The organism is Variovorax soli (assembly GCF_031454625.1).
GTDB classification, from domain to species: domain Bacteria; phylum Pseudomonadota; class Gammaproteobacteria; order Burkholderiales; family Burkholderiaceae_C; genus Variovorax; species Variovorax soli_A.
Genome location: NZ_JAVDRF010000003.1, coordinates 43,363 through 60,382 on the forward strand (window position 1 = coordinate 43,363; position 17,020 = coordinate 60,382).

A 17,020-nucleotide genomic window follows, 5' to 3' on the forward strand; every position below is an offset into this window, starting at 1 on the left:
TTTTCTACAAGGAGACAGCAAATGAACCCCATCACCCGACGCCTCGCACTCGGCGCGATCGCCGCCGCGGCACTCGCCGCCGGCCCGGCCCTGGCCGCCGAGACGGTGAACCTTGGCGTCTCGATCCCGGCCGCGACGCACAGCTTCATGGGCGGCATCAACTACTGGGCCAACCAGGCGAAGAAGGACCTGGAGAAGGAGCACAAGGATCTCAAGATCACCATCAAGACCGCGGCCAATGCGCCCGAGCAGGCGAACCAGCTGCAGGACCTCTCGACGGTGACCAAGATCAACGCGCTGGTCATCTTCCCCTTCGAGTCCGCCGCGCTCACCAAGCCCGTGGCCCAGGTCAAGGCCAAGGGCACCTACGTCACCGTGGTGGACCGCGGCCTGACCGACACCAGCGCGCAGGACGCCTACGTGGCCGGCGACAACACCGCCTTCGGCAGGATCCCGGCCGAGTACATCGCCAAGAAGCTCGATGGCAAGGGCGAGATCGTCGCGCTGCGCGGCATTGCCACCACGCTGGACAACGAGCGCATGGACGCGTTCAACGGCGTGCTCAAGAACTACCCCGACATCAAGCTGCTCGATGCCAAGTACGCCAACTGGAACCGCGACGACGCCTTCAAGGTCACGCAGGACTACCTGACCCGCTTCAAGAAGATCGACGCCTTCTGGGCCGCGGACGACGACATGGCCTTCGGCGTGCTGAAGGCCATCGAGCAGGCCAAGCGCGACGACATCAAGGTCATCTTCGGCGGTGCCGGCGCCAAGGGCATGGTCAAGACCATCCTGGACGGCAAGGACCCGCGCATCCAGGCCGACGTGAGCTACTCGCCCAAGTTCATCTACGACGCCATCAAGCTCACGGCCGAGGCTCGGCTCAAGGGCGAGAAGCTGCCGGCGACGACCATCATTCCCTCGGTGCTGATCACCAAGGAAAACGCCAAGGACTTCTACCACCCGAACTCGCCGTTCTGAGCTTCGTGAATGCGGACATCCATCAGTGAAGAACGCGAAGGTCGCGCATGGATGTCCGATCGCCACACCCTATGACTCTCCCACCTTCCCGCAAGCTGCGCTACGCCATGGTCGGTGGCGGGCGCGATGCCTTCATCGGCGCGGTGCACCGCAAGGCGATCGCGCTCGACGGGCAGGCCGAGCTGGTGGCCGGCGCGCTGTCGGCCAGCGCCGAGAAGGCCAAGGCCTCGGGGCGCGAGCTCTGGCTGGCCGACGAACGCAACCATGGCGACTGGCAGGCCTTGCTGGACGACGAGTTGAAGCGGCCTGCCGAGGAGCGCATCGACTTCGTCTCCATCGTCACGCCGAATCATCTGCACTTCCCGGTGGCGCAGGCTTTCGTCGACGCCGGCTTCCATGTCGTGTGCGACAAGCCGCTGGTGCACACCGGGGCGCAGGCCGACGCCCTGGTTGCGGCGGTGGCGCGGCAGGGCACGGTGTTCGCCGTGACCTACAACTACACCGGCTACCCCATGGTGCGCGAGGCGCGCCACCTGGTGACGAGCGGCCGCCTCGGCGAGGTCCGCAAGGTGGTCGTCGAATACAACCAGGGTTGGCTCGCGACGCGGCTCGAGCAGGATGGCAACAAGCAGGCGGCCTGGCGCAGCGATCCCGCGAGGAGCGGCGCGGCCGGGGCCATCGGCGACATCGGCTCGCATGCCGAGAACCTGGTCGCGACCGTGACGGGGCTCGAGATCGAAAGCCTCTGCGCCGACCTGAGCGCGCTGGTGCCCGGCCGCCCGCTCGATGACGACGGCAGCATGCTGCTTCGCTTCAAGGGGGGCGCGCGCGGCGTGCTGGTGGCGTCCCAGGTCAACACCGGGCTGGAGAACGACCTGCGCCTGCGCGTCTCCGGCACGCTGGGCACGCTCGTGTGGCGACAGGAGCAGCCGAGCGAGCTGCTGCATTGGCCGCACGACGGGCCCATGCGCGTGCTGACGCGCGGCTCGCCATGGCTCGGCGAATCGGCGCGCCGCGCGAGCCGCCTGCCCAGCGGCCATCCGGAGGGCTTCATCGAAGCCTTCGCCAATGTGTACGGCGGCGTCGTCGCGGACCTGCGCGCGCGGCTCGCGGGACTACAGGCCGATGCGCTGGAGGCCGACTACCCGCGCGTGGAGGACGGAGCGCGCGGCGTGCGCTTCATCGAGCGCGTCGTGGCTTCGAGCCGCAGCGAGGCGAAGTGGACGGCGTGGTGATCCTGTCTTGCTCTCTTCGCCGAAGAGAGAGGGGACAAGTCAACCAGCCTCTCCATCGGAGAGCGGTGCCATCGGCGACCGGCGATCGGCCCGCAGCATCTTCGCCAGCCGCGCCAGTGCCGCTTCCGCGGTCGGCTCGATCGACGTCGAGCAGGCCAGCATCAGGTTCAGCCGCTGGCCCAGTCCTTCCACCATCACGCCGCTGTCGCGTTCCCGCGTGACGCCGGCGGCATCCTGCGTGCAGGGCACGGCCGCGCAGACGCGACTCGCATAGCTGCCCGCCGGCACGCCATAGACCACCACCGGCTTGCCCAGCGCCACGGCGAAGCCGACCTCGAACACGGTGCCCGAATCCGGCTCGAGCCCGCGGAAGTTCATGAGGTTGGCAATCACGCCATCGGCCTGCCGGATGAGGGCGACGTTGCCCTCGCAGATGCGGCGCGCCCGCTCGTCGTCGCTGCCGGAGAAATCTGCGCCCAGGCCGCCGTCCGACGGCGCGATGCCCTCCAGGTCCAGGCGCTCGCAACGGGCCTTCAGCGCCTCATAGCGCCGCTCGCAGTCGCGAAAGAAGATGTCCGGGCCCGCGAGGTAGACGCGAGGCCGGGGAGAGCGGGGCTGGGGCATGGCGGCGTCGCGAGTCGTCGGGTCTTCACGCAGGATGGGTCCGCATTCTGCGGCACGCAAGGGCCCGGCGCGCGCGCGCGCGGGGTGTAGGCGCGCTCCCACATCGGAAACGCCCCTGCGCTGCCGACAGCGCGCCGCAAGCGATTCAGCATGGAGACATCCGCACATGCTCGCTGCTGCATTCGCGGCACGCATGCGCGGTTCTTCGATGTGAAGGGAGACGCGTATGGACGCCGTGAACATGCAGGCCGGGTGGGCGGTGGGGATCGTCGTGGTCCTCGCCCTCGTCGCGCTGGCCGCCTATTTTCTCATTCGAAAACGACAGTCCGATCGGCTTGCGCAGCGCTTCGGCGACGAGTACGAACTGGCCGTCAGGCAACACGGCAGCCGTGCCAAGGCCGAGGCCGAACTCCGGCAGCGCGAGGCGCGCGTGGGCCAGTTGCACATCGTCCCGCTGGCGCCGGGCGAGGGCGCCCGCTTCAGCAGCGCGTGGAACAAGGTGCAGGCCGAATTCGTCGACAACCCGGCCGGCGCGGTGACGCAGGCGGACCAGCTGGTCCGCGAGCTGATGCAGAAGCGCGGCTATCCGATGAGCGACTTCGAGCATCGTGCGGCCGACATCTCGGTGGACCATCCCGCGGTGGTGAGGAACTACCGCGCGGCGCAGGCCATCCATGCGCGCACCCTGAGTGGCGAGGTGGAGACCGAGGAATTGCGCAAGGCGGTGGTGCATTACCGCGCGCTGTTCGACGAACTGCTCGAAGTCAGCATGGAAGAGCCGCGGCGGATGCCGGCGAGGCCAGTGGAGGCACGATCATGAATCTCGAAACCGTTCAAGGCGAGCGGGCCGTTGCAGCCCGCCCCACCCAGGCCCAGGCTGCGGAAGCCAACGTCGCACCGGACGACCTCGAGCGGCCGGTCGTTCAGAAGCCGTTGCCGGCGGACAGCGCCGACGAGGCGCCCGCCTCGCTCTTCACGCCCGACGCGGCGCGGGATTTCCGTGCCAGCTGGGACGCCGTGCAGATCGGCTTCGTCGACGATCCGGAACGGGCCGTGCGCCAGGCCGACGAGCTGGTGCGGCAGATGCTGCAGAACCTGCAGCAGACCTTCTCGGAAGAGCGGGCGGGACTCGACGCGCGCGGCGAAGGAGCGGCGGATGCCGCGTCCACCGAGAAGCTGCGCCTGGCACTGCGCCGTTATCGCGCCTTCATGCAGCGGCTGTTGTCGCTGTGACGGCGTTCAGCGCGCGGGCCGCGGCAGCTCGAACGCGGGCGCGTTCGCCTGCAGCTGCGCCCGTGCCGCGACCTGCCACCCTCCCATCCGCTTGAAAAGGAGAGCCGCATGAGCAAGCCCCAAGATCCGAAGGACCCCGACATCCAGGGCGAAGGCAACTACGACGCCACCCGGCGCTACGACAAGGCCGCCACGGACTTCGTGAAATCAGGCAAGGTCGAGCAGGCGGCGCGTGACGCGCGCCCGAAGAATGAGGCCGAGGCCGAGGCCTTGCGCAAGGCCGAGCAGGAGGGCAAGTCCCACGCGAAGGGCGAGGACCCGGCCCTGCGCAAGGGCAGCTGAGCGTGCGCCGGACGGGCCGGCCTCTTTGGGCCGCACGGGCGGCATCGGCCGCGTGAGGCCACAATCCGGCCATGACCGAGCACGAGTTCTTCAATCCCTACACCCACGGCTTCGCGCGCGTGGCCGTGGCAGTGCCGCGCAACCGCGTGGCCGACCCGGTGTTCAACACGACCGAGACCCTGCGGATGTACCGCGAGGCCGCGGCCGACGGCGCCGTGCTGGTCGCGTTCCCGGAGCTGGGACTCTCGGCCTACACCTGCGACGACCTGTTCCACCAGGCGGCGCTGCTCGATGCCTGCGAGCGCGCCCTGCTCGAAGTGGCCGCCGCCTCGCACGATGTCGGCGCGGTGGCCGTGGTCGGCCTGCCGCTGCGGGTCGACCACCGCCTCTTCAATTGCGCCGCAGTGGTGGCCGATGGCCGCGTGCTCGGCGTGCTGCCCAAGACCTACCTGCCGAACTACGGCGAGTTCTACGAGGGCCGCCAGTTCAATGGCGCCGACACGGCGCTCTCGACCGAGATCGTGCTCGGGGGCCAGCGCATCCCCTTCGGCACCGACCTCCTGTTCCAGTCGCGCCAACTGCCGCTCTTCAAGCTGCACGTGGAGATCTGCGAAGACGTGTGGGTGCCGATCCCGCCCTCCAGCTATGCCGCGCTGGCGGGTGCGACGGTGCTGGTCAACCTCTCGGCCTCGAACATCACGATCGGCAAGTCGGACTACCGGCACCGGCTCGTCAGCCTGCAGTCCGCGCGCTGCCTGGCGGCCTACCTCTATACCTCGGCCGGGATCGGCGAGTCGACCACCGATCTGGCCTGGGATGGCCAGGCCCTGATCTACGAAAGCGGCGACATGCTGGCCGAGAGCGAGCGCTTCCGCAACAGCTCGCACCTCGTCGCGGCCGACGTCGACCTGGAGCGGCTCTCGCGCGAACGCATGCGGCAGAACAGCTTCGGCACCTCGGTGCACAAGCATCACGGGGCGCTCGCGGGCTGGCGCACCGTCGAGTTCGAGCTGCCGGTGCCGGTCCAGGTGCCGCACGGCCTGCTGCGCCAGGTGGCGCGCTTCCCGTACGTGCCCTCCGATGCGGCGACGCGCGATGCGCGCTGCAGCGAGGTCTTCAACATCCAGGTTCAGTCGCTCGTGCAGCGCATCGAGGCGGCCCGCATCGGCAAGCTGGTGATCGGCGTTTCCGGCGGCCTCGACTCCACCCATGCGCTGCTGGTGTGCGCGCAGGCCATGGACCGGCTCGGGAGGCCGCGCTCCGACATCCTCGGTTTCACCATGCCCGGCTTCGCGACCACCGGTCGCACGCTGCAGCAGGCACACCGGCTCATGGACAGCATCGGCTGCACCGCGCGCGAGATCGACATCCGCCCCAGCTGCCGCCAGATGCTGGAGGACCTGGGCCATCCCTTCGCGCAGGGCGAGCCGCAGTACGACATCGCCTTCGAGAACGTGCAGGCCGGCGAGCGCACCAGCCACCTGTTCCGGCTCGCCAACTTCCACGGCGGCATCGTGGTGGGCACCGGCGACCTGAGCGAGCTGGCGCTCGGCTGGTGCACCTACGGCGTGGGCGACCACATGTCGCACTACAACGTGAACGCGAGCGTGCCCAAGACGCTGATCAAGCACCTCGTGCACTGGGTCGAGACCACGAAGCTGCTGGGCGACGCGGGTAGCGCCGTGCTGCGCGACATCCTCGAGACCGAGGTCAGCCCGGAGCTGATCCCGGCCGATGCGCCGGCGGCCGGCGAGGGCGCTTCGGCCCAGCCGGGACAGCGCACCGAGGACACCATCGGCCCCTACGAGCTGCAGGACTTCCACCTCTACTACACGCTGCGCTACGGCTTCAGGCCGAGCAAGGTCGCCTTCCTGGCGCACGCGGCCTGGGGCGACCGGGCGCGCGGCCGCTGGCCCGACGATCTGCAGCAGCAGCGCAACGAGTACAGCCTCGCCGACATCAAGCGCCACCTCGGCACCTTTCTGTTTCGCTTCTTCAAGACCAGCCAGTTCAAGCGCTCCTGCGTGCCGAACGCGCCCAAGGTGGGCTCGGGCGGTTCGCTGTCCCCGCGCGGCGACTGGCGTGCGCCGAGCGATTCGGAGGCCGAGGTCTGGCTGGAGGACCTGAAGCGCGTGCCGGCGCCCTGAAGAAGTCTGATTCGTTGGCGGAATCGCCGGCGCCCTACAGGCCTTCGCTCGGATGGATGACCGCGGACCCGCGCCGCAGTGCCAAAGCTGTGCTGCGAAAGGACCGCGCATGGAACGCCAGATCGGCCCCGGCAGCGAGCGCAAGAGTGCCTTGCGCATCGTGGGCCCCGGCAAGGACGAGCAGGATCAGCTCAAGACCGCGCTGCAGCATGCGCTGGACGAGGCGCGCATGGTGCTGCCCGGGGCCCAGGCATTGTTCGGCTTCCAGCTGATCGCAGTGTTCAACCAGCGCTTCGAAGATCTCGGCCCCGTGCTGCAGCGCGTGCACCTGGGGGCGCTGTGCCTCGTCGCCCTCGCCGTCGTCCTGGTCATGAGTCCGGCCGCGTTCCACCGGCAGACGCATCCGCACCACGTCACCGATGGCCTGTTGCGCGTCACGACGGGCTTCATCAATGCCGCCCTGGTCCCGCTGATGCTGGGACTGGCGGCGGACCTCTACCTGGTGGCCGTGATGGTCACCGGCTCGGTGCCGTTCGCCGCGCTGGCGGCCGGCGCGGCCGTCGGGGGCGCCGGCTTCTTGTGGTTCGTCTTCCCGCGCGTTTCCTCTGCGGGACGCGCGCGCTGAGGCCGCCTCAGGGAGGGTGCACCGCCGATGCGGTGCGCAGGGTGATCGAATAGCGCAGCGACTGGACCGGGGTCACGCGGTGCTGCCAACGCCAGCGCGCCGGCCCGCGCATCCGGTAGAGCGAGCGCGGCTCGATCACGACATCGATGTGCGGGGCCGGTCGGCCCCGTGAATCCCTGGCCGGCGGATAGGGCCGGAACTGCATCAGGCCGGCGCCCAGCAGCGAGACGCCCACGACCTCCTCGAAATCCGGCACGTCGCGGTGCCAGCCCAGCGGCGTGCCCGGGCGGTACTCCGCCACCAGCACGTGCACCAGCATCTCGGGCGCCACCTGCATCCAGCGCGCCACCTTGTCGCGCAGCGGCAGCAGCGCCGGCGGCAGGTCCGGCGAAGGCTGCAGCCGGTTGGCATCGAAGTCGTAGTGGCCGCCGAAGCTGATGCCCCGGCGCCGCGCCGTGTAGTCCTTGTAGCGCATCTGCTCGAGCGGCAGGGCCTGCACGATGCGCAGCAACTCGCGTTCCTCGTGTTCATCGAGGAAATCCTTTTCGTAGCTCCAGCCCTCCAGCAGGGCGGCAGGAGGCTCGTCGAAGAGCGAGGGCTGGGCGGGATGCGCCGCCGACATGCTCATGCTGCCTGGCCTGTGAGCGCGCGTCGCTAGGCCGAGGCGTTCGTCTTGCGGACGTGGGGCGACCGCACGCTGCGTCCCGCTTTCAGGTGCCACTCGATGTCGGCGGCGCGGCTGCCGACGGCGCGCACGGCCTCGCGCAGCCGGTCGTGCGTGACGTCCAGCCGGCGCGACCATTTGTCCAGCTCGCGGGCGTTGCTGATGTCGATGCGTTCGGGCGGAGCGCCGCTGCGCGCGCCGTCTGCCGGGGTGTTCATGGCTTCGCTCCTGAGTGCCTGTGGGGTGCTCGTGCTTCGTCGAGAAGGGCCACCGTAGGTGCCTCGGCCCGGGGCTGCTGTAGGAGATCAGCCATCCGGCCTGCCCGCCAAGCCGAACAGGCCGATCGCGCTATTTCGCCGGCGCGGCGGACGGGTTAGAAAGCGGCACCTTTTCTTCGGAGCCTTCGATGACGACCTTCGCCCGACTCCCCCGGATCGCCGCCGTGGCGGCGACCTGCCTGCTACTGGCCGGCGCGGCCGGCGCGATGGACTACCCCGCGCGCAAGCCGGGCCTCTGGGAAATGACGATCCAGGGAGACGGCGGCGCCAGGACGCCCGCGATGAGCACCCAGCAATGCATCGATGCCGCCACCGACAAGGCGATGCGCGAGATGGGCGGCGGCATGGAGCGGCAGAACTGCGCGAAGCAGGACATGCGCAACGAGCCGGGCCGCATGGTGATCGACTCCGTCTGCAAGATCGGCACCACCACCTCCACCACGCATGCGGTGGTCACGGGCGATTTCGGCAGCGCCTACCGCATGGAAACCCGCTCGACCTACAGCCCGCCGATGATGGGCCGCAGCGAAGGCACGGCCGTCATCGAGGCCAGGTGGGTCGGGCCCTGCAAGCCGGGCCAGAAGCCGGGCGAGGTCGTGTTGCCCAACGGCATGAAGATGAACCTGCTCGAGATGCCCGCGGCGCGCGGCAAGTAAGGCGGCGAAAGCCCGGCGCCGCGCGCGACCCGGACCTACACGCGCGCCGGCCGACCCGGGACTAGCATGGCGGGCCCATGCCCTCCGCAGATCTCGTCATCGCGCGCCCCGAAGGCTTGTATTGCCCGCCCGGCGATTTCTACATCGACCCGTGGCGGCCGGTGGACCGGGCCGTCATCACGCATGCGCATTCGGATCATGCGCGCGTGGGGCATGGGCACTACCTCGCGCACGTGCACAGCGCCGGCACGCTGCGCGCGCGGCTCGGCGACATCACGCTGCAGACGCTGCCTTACGGCGAGGCGATCGTCCATCGCGGCGTGCGCCTGTCGCTGCATCCGGCCGGCCACGTGCTGGGCTCGGCCCAGGTGCGGCTCGAGCACGAAGGGCGCGTGTGGGTCGCCTCGGGCGACTACAAGACCGAGCCCGACGGCACCTGCACGCCTTTCGAGCCGGTGCCCTGCGACACCTTCATCACCGAATCCACCTTCGGGCTGCCGATCTATCGCTGGCCGGCGCAGGCGACGCTGTTCGCCGAGATCGATGCGTGGTGGCGCGCCAATGCGGCGCAGGGGCGCGCCTCGGTGCTGCTGTGCTACGCCTTCGGCAAGGCGCAGCGCATCCTGCACGGGGTCGACGCGGGCATCGGGCCGATCGTGGTGCACGGCGCCATCGCGCCGCTGAACGCGGTGTACCGTGCGGCCGGCGTGGCGCTGCCGCCCACGCTGCGCGTGGCCGACCCCGGGGTGGATGCCGCATTGCTCAGGCGCGCGCTGGTGCTGGCACCGCCTTCGGCGGCCGGCACGCCGTGGATGCGGCGCTTCGGCCAGTACTCGGATGCCTTCGCCAGCGGCTGGATGCAGCTGCGCGGCACGCGCAGGCGGCGTGGCGTGGACCGCGGCTTCGTGATGTCGGACCACGCGGACTGGCCAGGGCTGCAGCAGGCGATCGCCGCCACGGGGGCCGAGCGTGTGTTCGTGACGCATGGGAGCGTGGCGGTGATGGTGCGGTGGCTGAGCGAGAGCGGGCTGGAGGCGCGGGCCTTCCAGACCGAATACGGCGACGAGGACATGGAAGGCGAGGGGAGCGCTCGCAGCCCCGACCCCGGCCTTCCTGCCGAGGACGAAGGAGAAATTTCAGGAGGAGGAGCGACAGCCGTGCCATGAAGCAGTTCGCCGCCCTGTATCGCGAGCTCGATGCGAGCACCTCCAACCTCGTGAAGCAGGCCGCGCTGCAGCGCTATCTCCAGGCCGCTGCGCCTGCCGATGCGGCCTGGACGGTGTACTTCCTGGCCGGCGGGCGGCCACGGCAGCTGGTGCCGACCAAGCTGCTGCGGCTGCTGGCCCAGCAAGCCGCCGGCCTCCCGGAGTGGCTGTTCGACGAGAGCTACGAGGCGGTCGGCGACCTGGCGGAGACGCTCTCGCTGCTGCTCCCGCCGCCCACCGAGGCGCACGACCTGAGCCTCGCGACCTGGATCGAGCAGCACCTGCTGCCCCTGCGCGGAATGCCGCCCGAGCAGCTCGCCGATACCCTGCGCGCCCAGTGGCGCCAGTTGCCGCCGGAAGAGCGGCTCGTCTATTTCAAGCTCATCACCGGCGCCTTCCGCGTCGGCGTCTCGCGCCTGCAGGTCACGCAGGTGCTGGCGGCGATGAGCGGGCTCGATCCCAAGCGCGTGGCGCAGCGGCTGATGGGCTACACGCACATCACCGGCCGCCCGAGCGCGGCCGACTTCGCGGCGCTGATTGCGCCCGAGAGCAGCGGCGAGCAGGACCGCCAGACCGGCGGACAGCCCTATCCCTTCTTTCTCGCGCATCCCTTCGCGCTGCCGCTCGACGAATTCGATGCGGTGCTCGGTCCGCCCTCGCAGTGGCTGGTCGAGTGGAAGTGGGATGGCATCCGCGCGCAGCTGGTGCGGCGTGCCGGCCAGGTGTGCCTGTGGTCGCGCGGCGAAGAGCTGGTGACGGACCGCTTCCCAGAGCTGGCCGAGATGGGCCGCACCCTGCCCGATGGCACCGTGCTCGACGGCGAGATCGTCGTCTGGCGCAGGGAGGCGGCCTCGCCGCAGGGGCCGGGTCGCGTGCAGCCCTTCTCCGAATTGCAGAAGCGCATCGGCCGCAAGACGCTGACGCCGAAGCTGCTGCGCGAGATCCCCGTGGTGCTGCTGGCCTATGACCTGCTCGAATGGGGGGGGCGCGACCTGCGCGCGATGCCGCAGCAGGAGCGCCGCGTGCTGCTCGACGAACTGATCGCGACGGCGCAGCATCCCTCGCTGATCGCGAGCCCCGTGCTGCATGGCGAGAGCTGGCAGGACCTCGCGCGCCAGCGCGAGGCGGCGCGTGCGATGGGCGTGGAGGGCATGATGCTCAAGCAGCGCCATGCGGCCTACGGCGTCGGCCGCACCAAGGACGTGGGCCTGTGGTGGAAGTGGAAGATCGACCCGCTCTCGGTCGACGCCGTGCTGGTCTACGCGCAGCGCGGCCACGGCCGGCGTGCGAGCCTGTACAGCGACTACACCTTCGCGGTGTGGGACGCGCCGCCCGAGGTGCCCGATCGCAAGCTCGTGCCCTTCGCCAAGGCCTACTCGGGCCTGAGCGATGCGGAGATGGCCCGCGTCGACGCGATCATCCGCCGCACCACGATCGAGAGCTTCGGGCCGGTGAGGAGCGTGACGCCCACGCTGGTCTTCGAGCTGGGATTCGAAGGCATCGCGCGCAGCACCCGGCACAAGAGCGGCATCGCGGTGCGCTTTCCGCGCATGCTGCGCTGGCGCGAGGACAAGCCGGTGGAGGAGGCGGACAGCTTGCAGACGCTGGCGGCGCTGTTGCCCGAAGCGGCGTCGACTGCGCCATGAGCGGCACGTCCATGCGCCGTCTCGACGATTGGTTCGCCTCGCGCGGCTGGGAAGCCTTCGACTTTCAACGCCGCGTATGGCAGGCCCTCGCCGAAGGCCGCTCCGGCCTGCTCCACGCCACCACCGGCGCGGGCAAGACCTACGCCGTGTGGCTGGGCGCGCTCCAGGCCTTTGCCATGGCGCCCGCCAGCAAGGCCAAGCCGCCGCCGCTGACCGTGCTGTGGCTCACGCCGATGCGCGCGCTCGCGGCCGACACGCTGCGCGCGTTGCAGCACGCCCTCGACGCGCTGCAGCCCGACTGGAGCGCCGGCGCCCGCAGCGGCGACACCTCCCCGGCCGAGCGCAGCGCGCAGGACCGGCGCCTGCCGACGGTGCTGGTCACCACGCCCGAGAGCCTGTCGCTGCAGCTCTCCCGCGCCGATGCCAGCGAGGTCCTGGGCACGCTGCGCCTGGTCGTCGTCGACGAGTGGCACGAGCTGATGGGCAACAAGCGCGGGGTGCAGGTGCAGCTCGCGCTTGCGCGGCTGCGCCGTTGGAATGCGGGGCTCTGCATCTGGGGCATGTCGGCCACGCTGGGCAACCTGCAGGAGGCGATGCGCACGCTGCTGGCCCGCGGCGAGGGCGTGCTGGTGCAGGGCGAGGTGCCGAAGGAGCTGCGCATCGACTCGCTGCTGCCCGGTCGCGCCGAGCGCTTTCCCTGGGGAGGGCACCTCGGGCTCACGATGCTGCCCCAGGTGGTGGAGGAGGTCGCCGCCAGCGCGAGCACGCTGGTCTTCACCAACACGCGCTCCCAGTCCGAGATCTGGTACCAGGCCTTGCTCGAGGCGCGGCCGGAGTGGGCCGGCCAGATCGCGCTGCATCACGGCTCGCTGGACCGCGCAGTGCGCGACTGGGTGGAGCTGGGCCTGAAGTCCGGTGCGCTCAAGGCCGTGGTCTGCACGTCGAGCCTGGACCTGGGCGTGGACTTCCTGCCGGTGGAGCGGGTGCTGCAGATCGGCTCGCCCAAGGGCGTGGCGCGGCTGCTGCAGCGCGCCGGCCGATCGGGCCACGCGCCGGGGCGGCCTTCGCGCATCACGCTGGTGCCGACGCACAGCATCGAGATCGTGGAGGGCGCGGCTGCGCGCGAGGCCGTGGCCCGAGGCCACATCGAGGAACGCCGCTCGCCGGCGCAGCCGTTGGACGTGCTGGTGCAGCACCTGGTGACCGTCGCGCTCGGCGGGGGCTTCGTGCCCGAGGACCTCTACGCGGAAGTGCGCGGCACCGTCGCCTATGCCGGGCTGTCGCGCGCGAGCTGGCAGTGGTGCCTGGACTTCGTCGCGCAGGGCGGGCCCTCGCTGTCGGCCTACCCCGATTACCGCCGCGCGGTGCCCGACGCCGACGGCGTCTGGCGCGTGCCCGATGCGCGGCTGGCGCGCCGGCACCGCATGAACATCGGCACCATCGTCAGCGACGCCAGCATGGCGGTGCAGTACCTGCGGGGGGCGAGGATCGGCAGCGTCGAAGAGAGCTTCGTCGCGCGCATGAAGCCGGGCGACTGCTTCCTCTTCGGCGGCCGGCTGCTGGAGCTGGTGCGGGTGCACGACATGACGGCCTGGGTCCGGCGCGCGAGCGGCCGCAAGCCCTCCGTGCCGCGCTGGAACGGCGGGCGCATGCCGCTGAGCAGCACCCTGGCCGACGCCGTCGTCCGGCAACTGGCGCTGGCGGATGCCGGCCTTTACGACACGCCCGAGCTGCAATGCGTGCGGCCGCTGCTCGAGATCCAGCAGCGCTGGTCGGCCCTGCCCACGCCCGGCACCTTGCTGGCCGAGCTGTTGAAGACGCGCGAGGGCTGGCATCTCTTCCTCTACCCCTTCGCGGGGCGGCTGGTCCACCTGGGCCTGGCCAGCCTGGTCGCGTGGCGGGTCGCACAGCGCCAGCCGCGCACCTTCTCGATCGCTGTGAACGACTACGGCTTCGAGCTGCTCTGCGCGGCCGAGCTGGACTGGCCGGCGCTGTTGCCGTCCGTTCTGGCGCCGGTCGACGAGGCGCAGTTGCTGCGCGAGGTGCTGGCCTCGCTCAATGCGAGCGAGCTGGCGCGCCGGCGCTTCCGCGAGATCGCGCGCGTCTCGGGCCTGGTGTTCCAGGGCTATCCCGGCGAGCGCCGCAGCAGCCGGCAGCTGCAGGCCTCGTCCTCGCTGTTCTGGGAGGTCTTCCGCAAGTACGACCCGGCCAACCGCCTGCTGCAGCAGGCCGAGGAGGAACTGCTCGCGCAGGAGCTGGAAATCGGGCGGCTGCGTGCCGCGCTGGCGCGCATGGCTTCGCAGCGGCTGGTGGTGCAGGCGCCGCAGCGGCCCACCCCCTTCGCCTTTCCGCTGATGGTGGAGCTGTTCCGCGAGAAGCTGTCGAACGAGAGCGCGGCCGAGCGTATTGCGCGCATGGTCGCGCAGCTGGAGCAGGCCGCCGGCGGGCCCGTCGAGGCCGCGGACCCGGAGCGCGTGCGCAGGACGCTGGCCTTCGAGCGGCCCGTCGAAGACGGCGACGCGGGCACGGACGGAGGCGCGCGGCGCGGCGCTTCACGCAAGCGCGGAAAAAGTCCTGGCCGGGCGGGTGCGGCGTGACAATTTGCGAGCTTTTGCCGTACACGCTTCTGGGACACTGGCTCTCGTGCATGCCGCCTCCCCATCCTGCCGGCTCGACGTCGCCGGCGAATCCATCGACCTCCTGCCGGAGCGGGCGCTCTGGTGGAGCGCAGGCGAAACGCTCTTCGTGGCCGATCTTCATCTGGGCAAGGCGGCCAGCTTTCGTGCACTGGGCCAACCGGTGCCGCATGGCACCACCGGCCAGAACCTCGGGCGGCTCGACGACCTGATCGAACGGCACCGGCCGCGCCAGCTCATCGTGCTCGGCGACTTCCTGCATGACGCGCAGGCGCGCACGCCGCAGCTGCTGGCGAGTCTCGAATCCTGGCGCGAACGGCACGCGGGACTCCGCTGCACGCTGGTGCGCGGCAATCACGACAGCCGTGCCGGCGATCCGCCGACCTCGCTGTCCTTCGAGGTGGTCGACGAGCCTCATCTCGCCGGCCCCTTCGCCGCCTGCCACCACCCGCGGACGCACGCCACGCACTTCGTGCTGGCGGGCCATCTGCATCCTGTCTGCAGGCTCCAGGGGGCTGGCCGCGACAGTCTGCGCATGCCCTGCTTCGTGCGCGAGGAACGGCGCCTGATCCTCCCCGCCTTCGGCGAATTCACCGGCGGCTGGCACATGGACGCGGCGCCGGGCCGGCATCTCTATGGCATCGGCGGCGGCATCGTGTGGCCGCTGCCGACCTGAACTCCCCGACATGCCCCAAGCACCCGTGCCCCCCCGCCGCAACGACCTGCGCGAACACGCCATCGATCTGATGGTGCAAGCCGCTCCCCTGGCCGGCATGAGCCGCGCCGAAGCGGAAGTCGTGGTCGACGCCATGAAGCCGCTGCACGTGCTGGCCGACACGCTGCTGTTCGAGGAGGGCGACTCGGCCGACAACGACTACATGGTGCTGGTGCTCGAAGGCCAGCTGCGGGCGGTGAGCAGCGCCGGCATTCCCGACGGCGAGGTCGTGATCACGGTGGTCGGCGCCGGCAGCCTGCTGGGCGAGATGGGGGTGATCGACGGCGGGCCGCGCTCCGCCAGCTGCACGGCGCTCACGGACGTCAAGCTCGGCGTGCTCTCGCGCGAGGCGCTGCTGGGGTTGATCGAGGCCCACCCGATGGTCGCGGCCCGCATGACGCTCGGCATCTCCACCGTCCTCGCCGGACGGCTGCGCGAAGGCAACCGCCGCTTGCGCACGCTGTCGCAGGTGTCGCGTGCGCTCCAGCTGGAGCTGGATGCGGTCCATGCGGTCAACCGGCGGCTGCTGGAAGAGCAGATCGGGCGCGGCGCATAGCGTTAACAGGCCCTAGATCAGCACCGGTTCGTCGGGCAGCTCGTTGCGGTCGGGCTCGCCCTCGGCCAGCGGGAAGTGCGCGACCAGCAGCGCCGAGACTTCTTCCAGCGCCTGCGTGAGCCCGTCCTCGAAGCGGCTTTCGCGGAAGGCGGCGGCCATCCGCCCGGCCATGGCCGCCCAGTCCTGCGGCTTCACACGGGCGTCGATGCCGCGATCGGCCACGATCTCGATCGCGTGCTCGGCCATGAGCAGGTAGATCAGCACGCCGTTGTTGTGCGCGGTGTCCCACACGCGCAGCTTGCCGAACAGCGTGATCGCGCGCTCGCGCGCCGCAGCGCCGCGCCGGATGTAGGACCAGGGCAGGCCGGCCTCGATGCAGATGCGCACCTCGCCGCTGTGCCGGCGCTCGCTGGCCGCGACACGGTCGCCCAGGCGCTGCAAGGCCTCGGGTGGCAGCGCACGCCGCACGTCGGCTGCATCGATCCAGCGGTGGCGCCAAAGGCGCACGAGCCTGGAGAAGAAGGATGGCGTGGCCATGGCTACCAGTCCCCCGAGGCGCCGCCGCCGCCGAAGTCGCCGCCCCCGCCGGAGCTGAAGCCACCGCCGGACGAAGATCCGCCGCTCCAGCCGCCGCCGCCGCCCAGGCCCCCAACGCCCGGGCCCCAGCCGCCCCCGCGCCCGAGGCGCCGACCCGGGCCGGCGCCGAAGGCGCTCGACAGCAGCGTGAAGAGCAGGGCTGCCAGCCCGGCCAGCACTGCGACCACGAGGCTTGCGGTCAGCATCATCACGACGACGCCGGTGACGCCGCCCAGCGCCAACGGGCCCAGCACCTTGCCGAGGATGGCGCGCGCGATCGGCGCGCCGATCATCACGCCGAAGAAGAGGAAGATGGCCAGGTCGCCCCAGTCGAAGCCGCGCTCCTCCTTCCCGCCGCCGAAGTCGCCGCTCTTCGCATCGACCTCCGGCAGCGCCTCGCCCTTGACGCGCGCGATCAGCTGGTCGGTCGCGGCATCGAGCCCGCCCGCGAAGTCGTTCTGGCGGAAGTGCGGCTTCATCGTGAGGTCGATGATGTGGGCGGCGGCGATGTCGGGCACCGCGCCTTCCAGCGCCTTCGCGACCTCGATGCGCATCTTGCGGTCGTTCTTGGCGACGATCACCAGGATGCCGTCGCCCACCTCCTTCCGGCCGATCTTCCACGTGTTGCCCACGCGGTTGGCGTAGCTGGCGATGTCCTCCGGCGCGGTGGTCGGCACCATCAGCACCACGATCTGCGAACCCTTCTGCTGCTCGAAAGCGGCCAGCTTGGCCTCCAGCGCCTGGCGCTGGGCCGCGTCGAGCGTGCCCGTCTGGTCGATCACCCGGGCGCTGAGCGGCGGCACCGGCAAAAGATCCTGGGCCAGCGCGCCGGCCAGCGCGCACGCCATCAGCAGGAAGGCGGTCAGCGCGCGCCGGATGCGGGCGGCCGTCATGGAGC

At 70.6% G+C, this 17,020-nt stretch carries 18 protein-coding genes; 13 read left to right on the forward strand and 5 right to left on the reverse strand.

Annotated features, from left to right (window positions below; genetic code table 11):
* The first annotated feature begins 21 nt into the window (after positions 1-21).
* Together J2739_RS07295 and J2739_RS07300 are read left to right on the forward strand one after the other, a co-directional pair.
* Positions 22-984, forward strand: a complete 963-nt coding sequence (locus J2739_RS07295; protein ID WP_309900053.1) for a substrate-binding domain-containing protein — start codon at positions 22-24, stop codon at positions 982-984.
* A 71-nt stretch (positions 985-1,055) separates the two neighbouring features.
* The gene (locus tag J2739_RS07300; RefSeq protein ID WP_309900054.1) at positions 1,056-2,219 is read left to right on the forward strand and encodes a Gfo/Idh/MocA family protein; all 1,164 of its coding nucleotides are present in this window, start codon (positions 1,056-1,058) and stop codon (positions 2,217-2,219) included.
* Positions 2,220-2,258: 39 nt separating this feature from the next.
* On the opposite strand, the gene J2739_RS07305 is transcribed toward J2739_RS07300, so the two are convergent.
* The gene (locus J2739_RS07305) at positions 2,259-2,843 is read right to left on the reverse strand and encodes a nucleoside 2-deoxyribosyltransferase (protein ID WP_309900055.1); all 585 of its coding nucleotides are present in this window, start codon (positions 2,841-2,843) and stop codon (positions 2,259-2,261) included.
* Between the two features lie 226 nt (positions 2,844-3,069).
* On the opposite strand from J2739_RS07305, the gene J2739_RS07310 reads away from it, so the two are divergent.
* The 5 genes from J2739_RS07310 (at position 3,070) to J2739_RS07330 (ending at position 7,190) form a co-directional block, all read left to right on the forward strand.
* Positions 3,070-3,663, forward strand: a complete 594-nt coding sequence (locus J2739_RS07310) for a type 2 periplasmic-binding domain-containing protein (RefSeq protein ID WP_309900057.1) — start codon at positions 3,070-3,072, stop codon at positions 3,661-3,663.
* Positions 3,660-4,076, forward strand: a complete 417-nt coding sequence (locus J2739_RS07315; protein ID WP_309900058.1) for a hypothetical protein — start codon at positions 3,660-3,662, stop codon at positions 4,074-4,076. The genes J2739_RS07310 and J2739_RS07315 overlap by 4 nt, the downstream gene beginning before the upstream one ends.
* A 108-nt stretch (positions 4,077-4,184) precedes the next feature.
* Complete coding sequence (locus J2739_RS07320; protein ID WP_309900060.1) at positions 4,185-4,418, forward strand: hypothetical protein; 234 nt, start codon at positions 4,185-4,187, stop codon at positions 4,416-4,418.
* Between the two features lie 71 nt (positions 4,419-4,489).
* Positions 4,490-6,565 carry an NAD(+) synthase gene (locus J2739_RS07325; RefSeq protein ID WP_309900062.1) on the forward strand — a complete coding sequence of 692 codons (2,076 nt, stop codon included), beginning with the start codon at positions 4,490-4,492 and terminating at the stop codon, positions 6,563-6,565.
* Between the two features lie 109 nt (positions 6,566-6,674).
* On the forward strand, positions 6,675-7,190 hold the full coding sequence (locus J2739_RS07330; protein WP_309900064.1) for a DUF6328 family protein: 516 nt from the start codon (positions 6,675-6,677) through the stop codon (positions 7,188-7,190).
* Between the two features lie 7 nt (positions 7,191-7,197).
* Here J2739_RS07330 and J2739_RS07335 read toward each other — a convergent pair whose 3' ends face one another.
* The gene (locus tag J2739_RS07335; RefSeq protein ID WP_309900065.1) at positions 7,198-7,818 is read right to left on the reverse strand and encodes an alpha-ketoglutarate-dependent dioxygenase AlkB; all 621 of its coding nucleotides are present in this window, start codon (positions 7,816-7,818) and stop codon (positions 7,198-7,200) included.
* A gap of 26 nt (positions 7,819-7,844) precedes the next feature.
* Entirely contained in the window at positions 7,845-8,072 is a 228-nt protein-coding gene (locus J2739_RS07340; RefSeq protein ID WP_309900067.1) for a DUF3606 domain-containing protein, read from the reverse strand.
* A 188-nt stretch (positions 8,073-8,260) separates the two neighbouring features.
* Between J2739_RS07340 and J2739_RS07345 the strand changes: the two genes are divergently transcribed.
* From J2739_RS07345 to J2739_RS07370, 6 genes are all read left to right on the forward strand, one after another.
* Complete coding sequence (locus J2739_RS07345; RefSeq protein WP_309900069.1) at positions 8,261-8,788, forward strand: DUF3617 domain-containing protein; 528 nt, start codon at positions 8,261-8,263, stop codon at positions 8,786-8,788.
* Positions 8,789-8,865: 77 nt separating this feature from the next.
* On the forward strand, positions 8,866-9,954 hold the full coding sequence (locus tag J2739_RS07350; RefSeq protein WP_309900071.1) for a ligase-associated DNA damage response exonuclease: 1,089 nt from the start codon (positions 8,866-8,868) through the stop codon (positions 9,952-9,954).
* The gene (locus tag J2739_RS07355) at positions 9,951-11,639 is read left to right on the forward strand and encodes an ATP-dependent DNA ligase (protein ID WP_309900073.1); all 1,689 of its coding nucleotides are present in this window, start codon (positions 9,951-9,953) and stop codon (positions 11,637-11,639) included. The genes J2739_RS07350 and J2739_RS07355 overlap by 4 nt, the downstream gene beginning before the upstream one ends.
* Positions 11,636-14,236 (forward strand): ligase-associated DNA damage response DEXH box helicase, encoded by a 2,601-nt coding sequence (locus tag J2739_RS07360; RefSeq protein ID WP_309900074.1) that lies wholly within the window; start codon positions 11,636-11,638, stop codon positions 14,234-14,236. The genes J2739_RS07355 and J2739_RS07360 overlap by 4 nt, the downstream gene beginning before the upstream one ends.
* A 46-nt stretch (positions 14,237-14,282) precedes the next feature.
* The gene (gene pdeM / locus J2739_RS07365) at positions 14,283-14,951 is read left to right on the forward strand and encodes a ligase-associated DNA damage response endonuclease PdeM (protein WP_309900077.1); all 669 of its coding nucleotides are present in this window, start codon (positions 14,283-14,285) and stop codon (positions 14,949-14,951) included.
* Positions 14,952-14,961: 10 nt separating this feature from the next.
* Positions 14,962-15,546, forward strand: a complete 585-nt coding sequence (locus J2739_RS07370) for a Crp/Fnr family transcriptional regulator (protein ID WP_309900079.1) — start codon at positions 14,962-14,964, stop codon at positions 15,544-15,546.
* Between the two features lie 12 nt (positions 15,547-15,558).
* Here J2739_RS07370 and J2739_RS07375 read toward each other — a convergent pair whose 3' ends face one another.
* Positions 15,559-16,083 (reverse strand): TPM domain-containing protein, encoded by a 525-nt coding sequence (locus J2739_RS07375; protein WP_309900081.1) that lies wholly within the window; start codon positions 16,081-16,083, stop codon positions 15,559-15,561.
* Between the two features lie 2 nt (positions 16,084-16,085).
* Positions 16,086-17,015, reverse strand: a complete 930-nt coding sequence (locus J2739_RS07380; protein WP_309900084.1) for a TPM domain-containing protein — start codon at positions 17,013-17,015, stop codon at positions 16,086-16,088.
* Between the last annotated feature and the right edge of the window lie 5 nt (positions 17,016-17,020).

Bases quoted from the DNA above. Each gene is read 5' to 3' on its own strand.
- J2739_RS07295 (WP_309900053.1), top strand. From the start codon at position 22: ATGAACCCCATCACCCGACGCCTCGCACTCGGCGCGATCGCCGCCGCG.
- J2739_RS07300 (WP_309900054.1), top strand. From the start codon at position 1,056: ATGACTCTCCCACCTTCCCGCAAGCTGCGCTACGCCATGGTCGGTGGC.
- J2739_RS07305 (WP_309900055.1), bottom strand. From the start codon at position 2,843: ATGCCCCAGCCCCGCTCTCCCCGGCCTCGCGTCTACCTCGCGGGCCCG.
- J2739_RS07310 (WP_309900057.1), top strand. From the start codon at position 3,070: ATGGACGCCGTGAACATGCAGGCCGGGTGGGCGGTGGGGATCGTCGTG.
- J2739_RS07315 (WP_309900058.1), top strand. From the start codon at position 3,660: ATGAATCTCGAAACCGTTCAAGGCGAGCGGGCCGTTGCAGCCCGCCCC.
- J2739_RS07320 (WP_309900060.1), top strand. From the start codon at position 4,185: ATGAGCAAGCCCCAAGATCCGAAGGACCCCGACATCCAGGGCGAAGGC.
- J2739_RS07325 (WP_309900062.1), top strand. From the start codon at position 4,490: ATGACCGAGCACGAGTTCTTCAATCCCTACACCCACGGCTTCGCGCGC.
- J2739_RS07330 (WP_309900064.1), top strand. From the start codon at position 6,675: ATGGAACGCCAGATCGGCCCCGGCAGCGAGCGCAAGAGTGCCTTGCGC.
- J2739_RS07335 (WP_309900065.1), bottom strand. From the start codon at position 7,818: ATGAGCATGTCGGCGGCGCATCCCGCCCAGCCCTCGCTCTTCGACGAG.
- J2739_RS07340 (WP_309900067.1), bottom strand. From the start codon at position 8,072: ATGAACACCCCGGCAGACGGCGCGCGCAGCGGCGCTCCGCCCGAACGC.
- J2739_RS07345 (WP_309900069.1), top strand. From the start codon at position 8,261: ATGACGACCTTCGCCCGACTCCCCCGGATCGCCGCCGTGGCGGCGACC.
- J2739_RS07350 (WP_309900071.1), top strand. From the start codon at position 8,866: ATGCCCTCCGCAGATCTCGTCATCGCGCGCCCCGAAGGCTTGTATTGC.
- J2739_RS07355 (WP_309900073.1), top strand. From the start codon at position 9,951: ATGAAGCAGTTCGCCGCCCTGTATCGCGAGCTCGATGCGAGCACCTCC.
- J2739_RS07360 (WP_309900074.1), top strand. From the start codon at position 11,636: ATGAGCGGCACGTCCATGCGCCGTCTCGACGATTGGTTCGCCTCGCGC.
- J2739_RS07370 (WP_309900079.1), top strand. From the start codon at position 14,962: ATGCCCCAAGCACCCGTGCCCCCCCGCCGCAACGACCTGCGCGAACAC.
- J2739_RS07375 (WP_309900081.1), bottom strand. From the start codon at position 16,083: ATGGCCACGCCATCCTTCTTCTCCAGGCTCGTGCGCCTTTGGCGCCAC.
- J2739_RS07380 (WP_309900084.1), bottom strand. From the start codon at position 17,015: ATGACGGCCGCCCGCATCCGGCGCGCGCTGACCGCCTTCCTGCTGATG.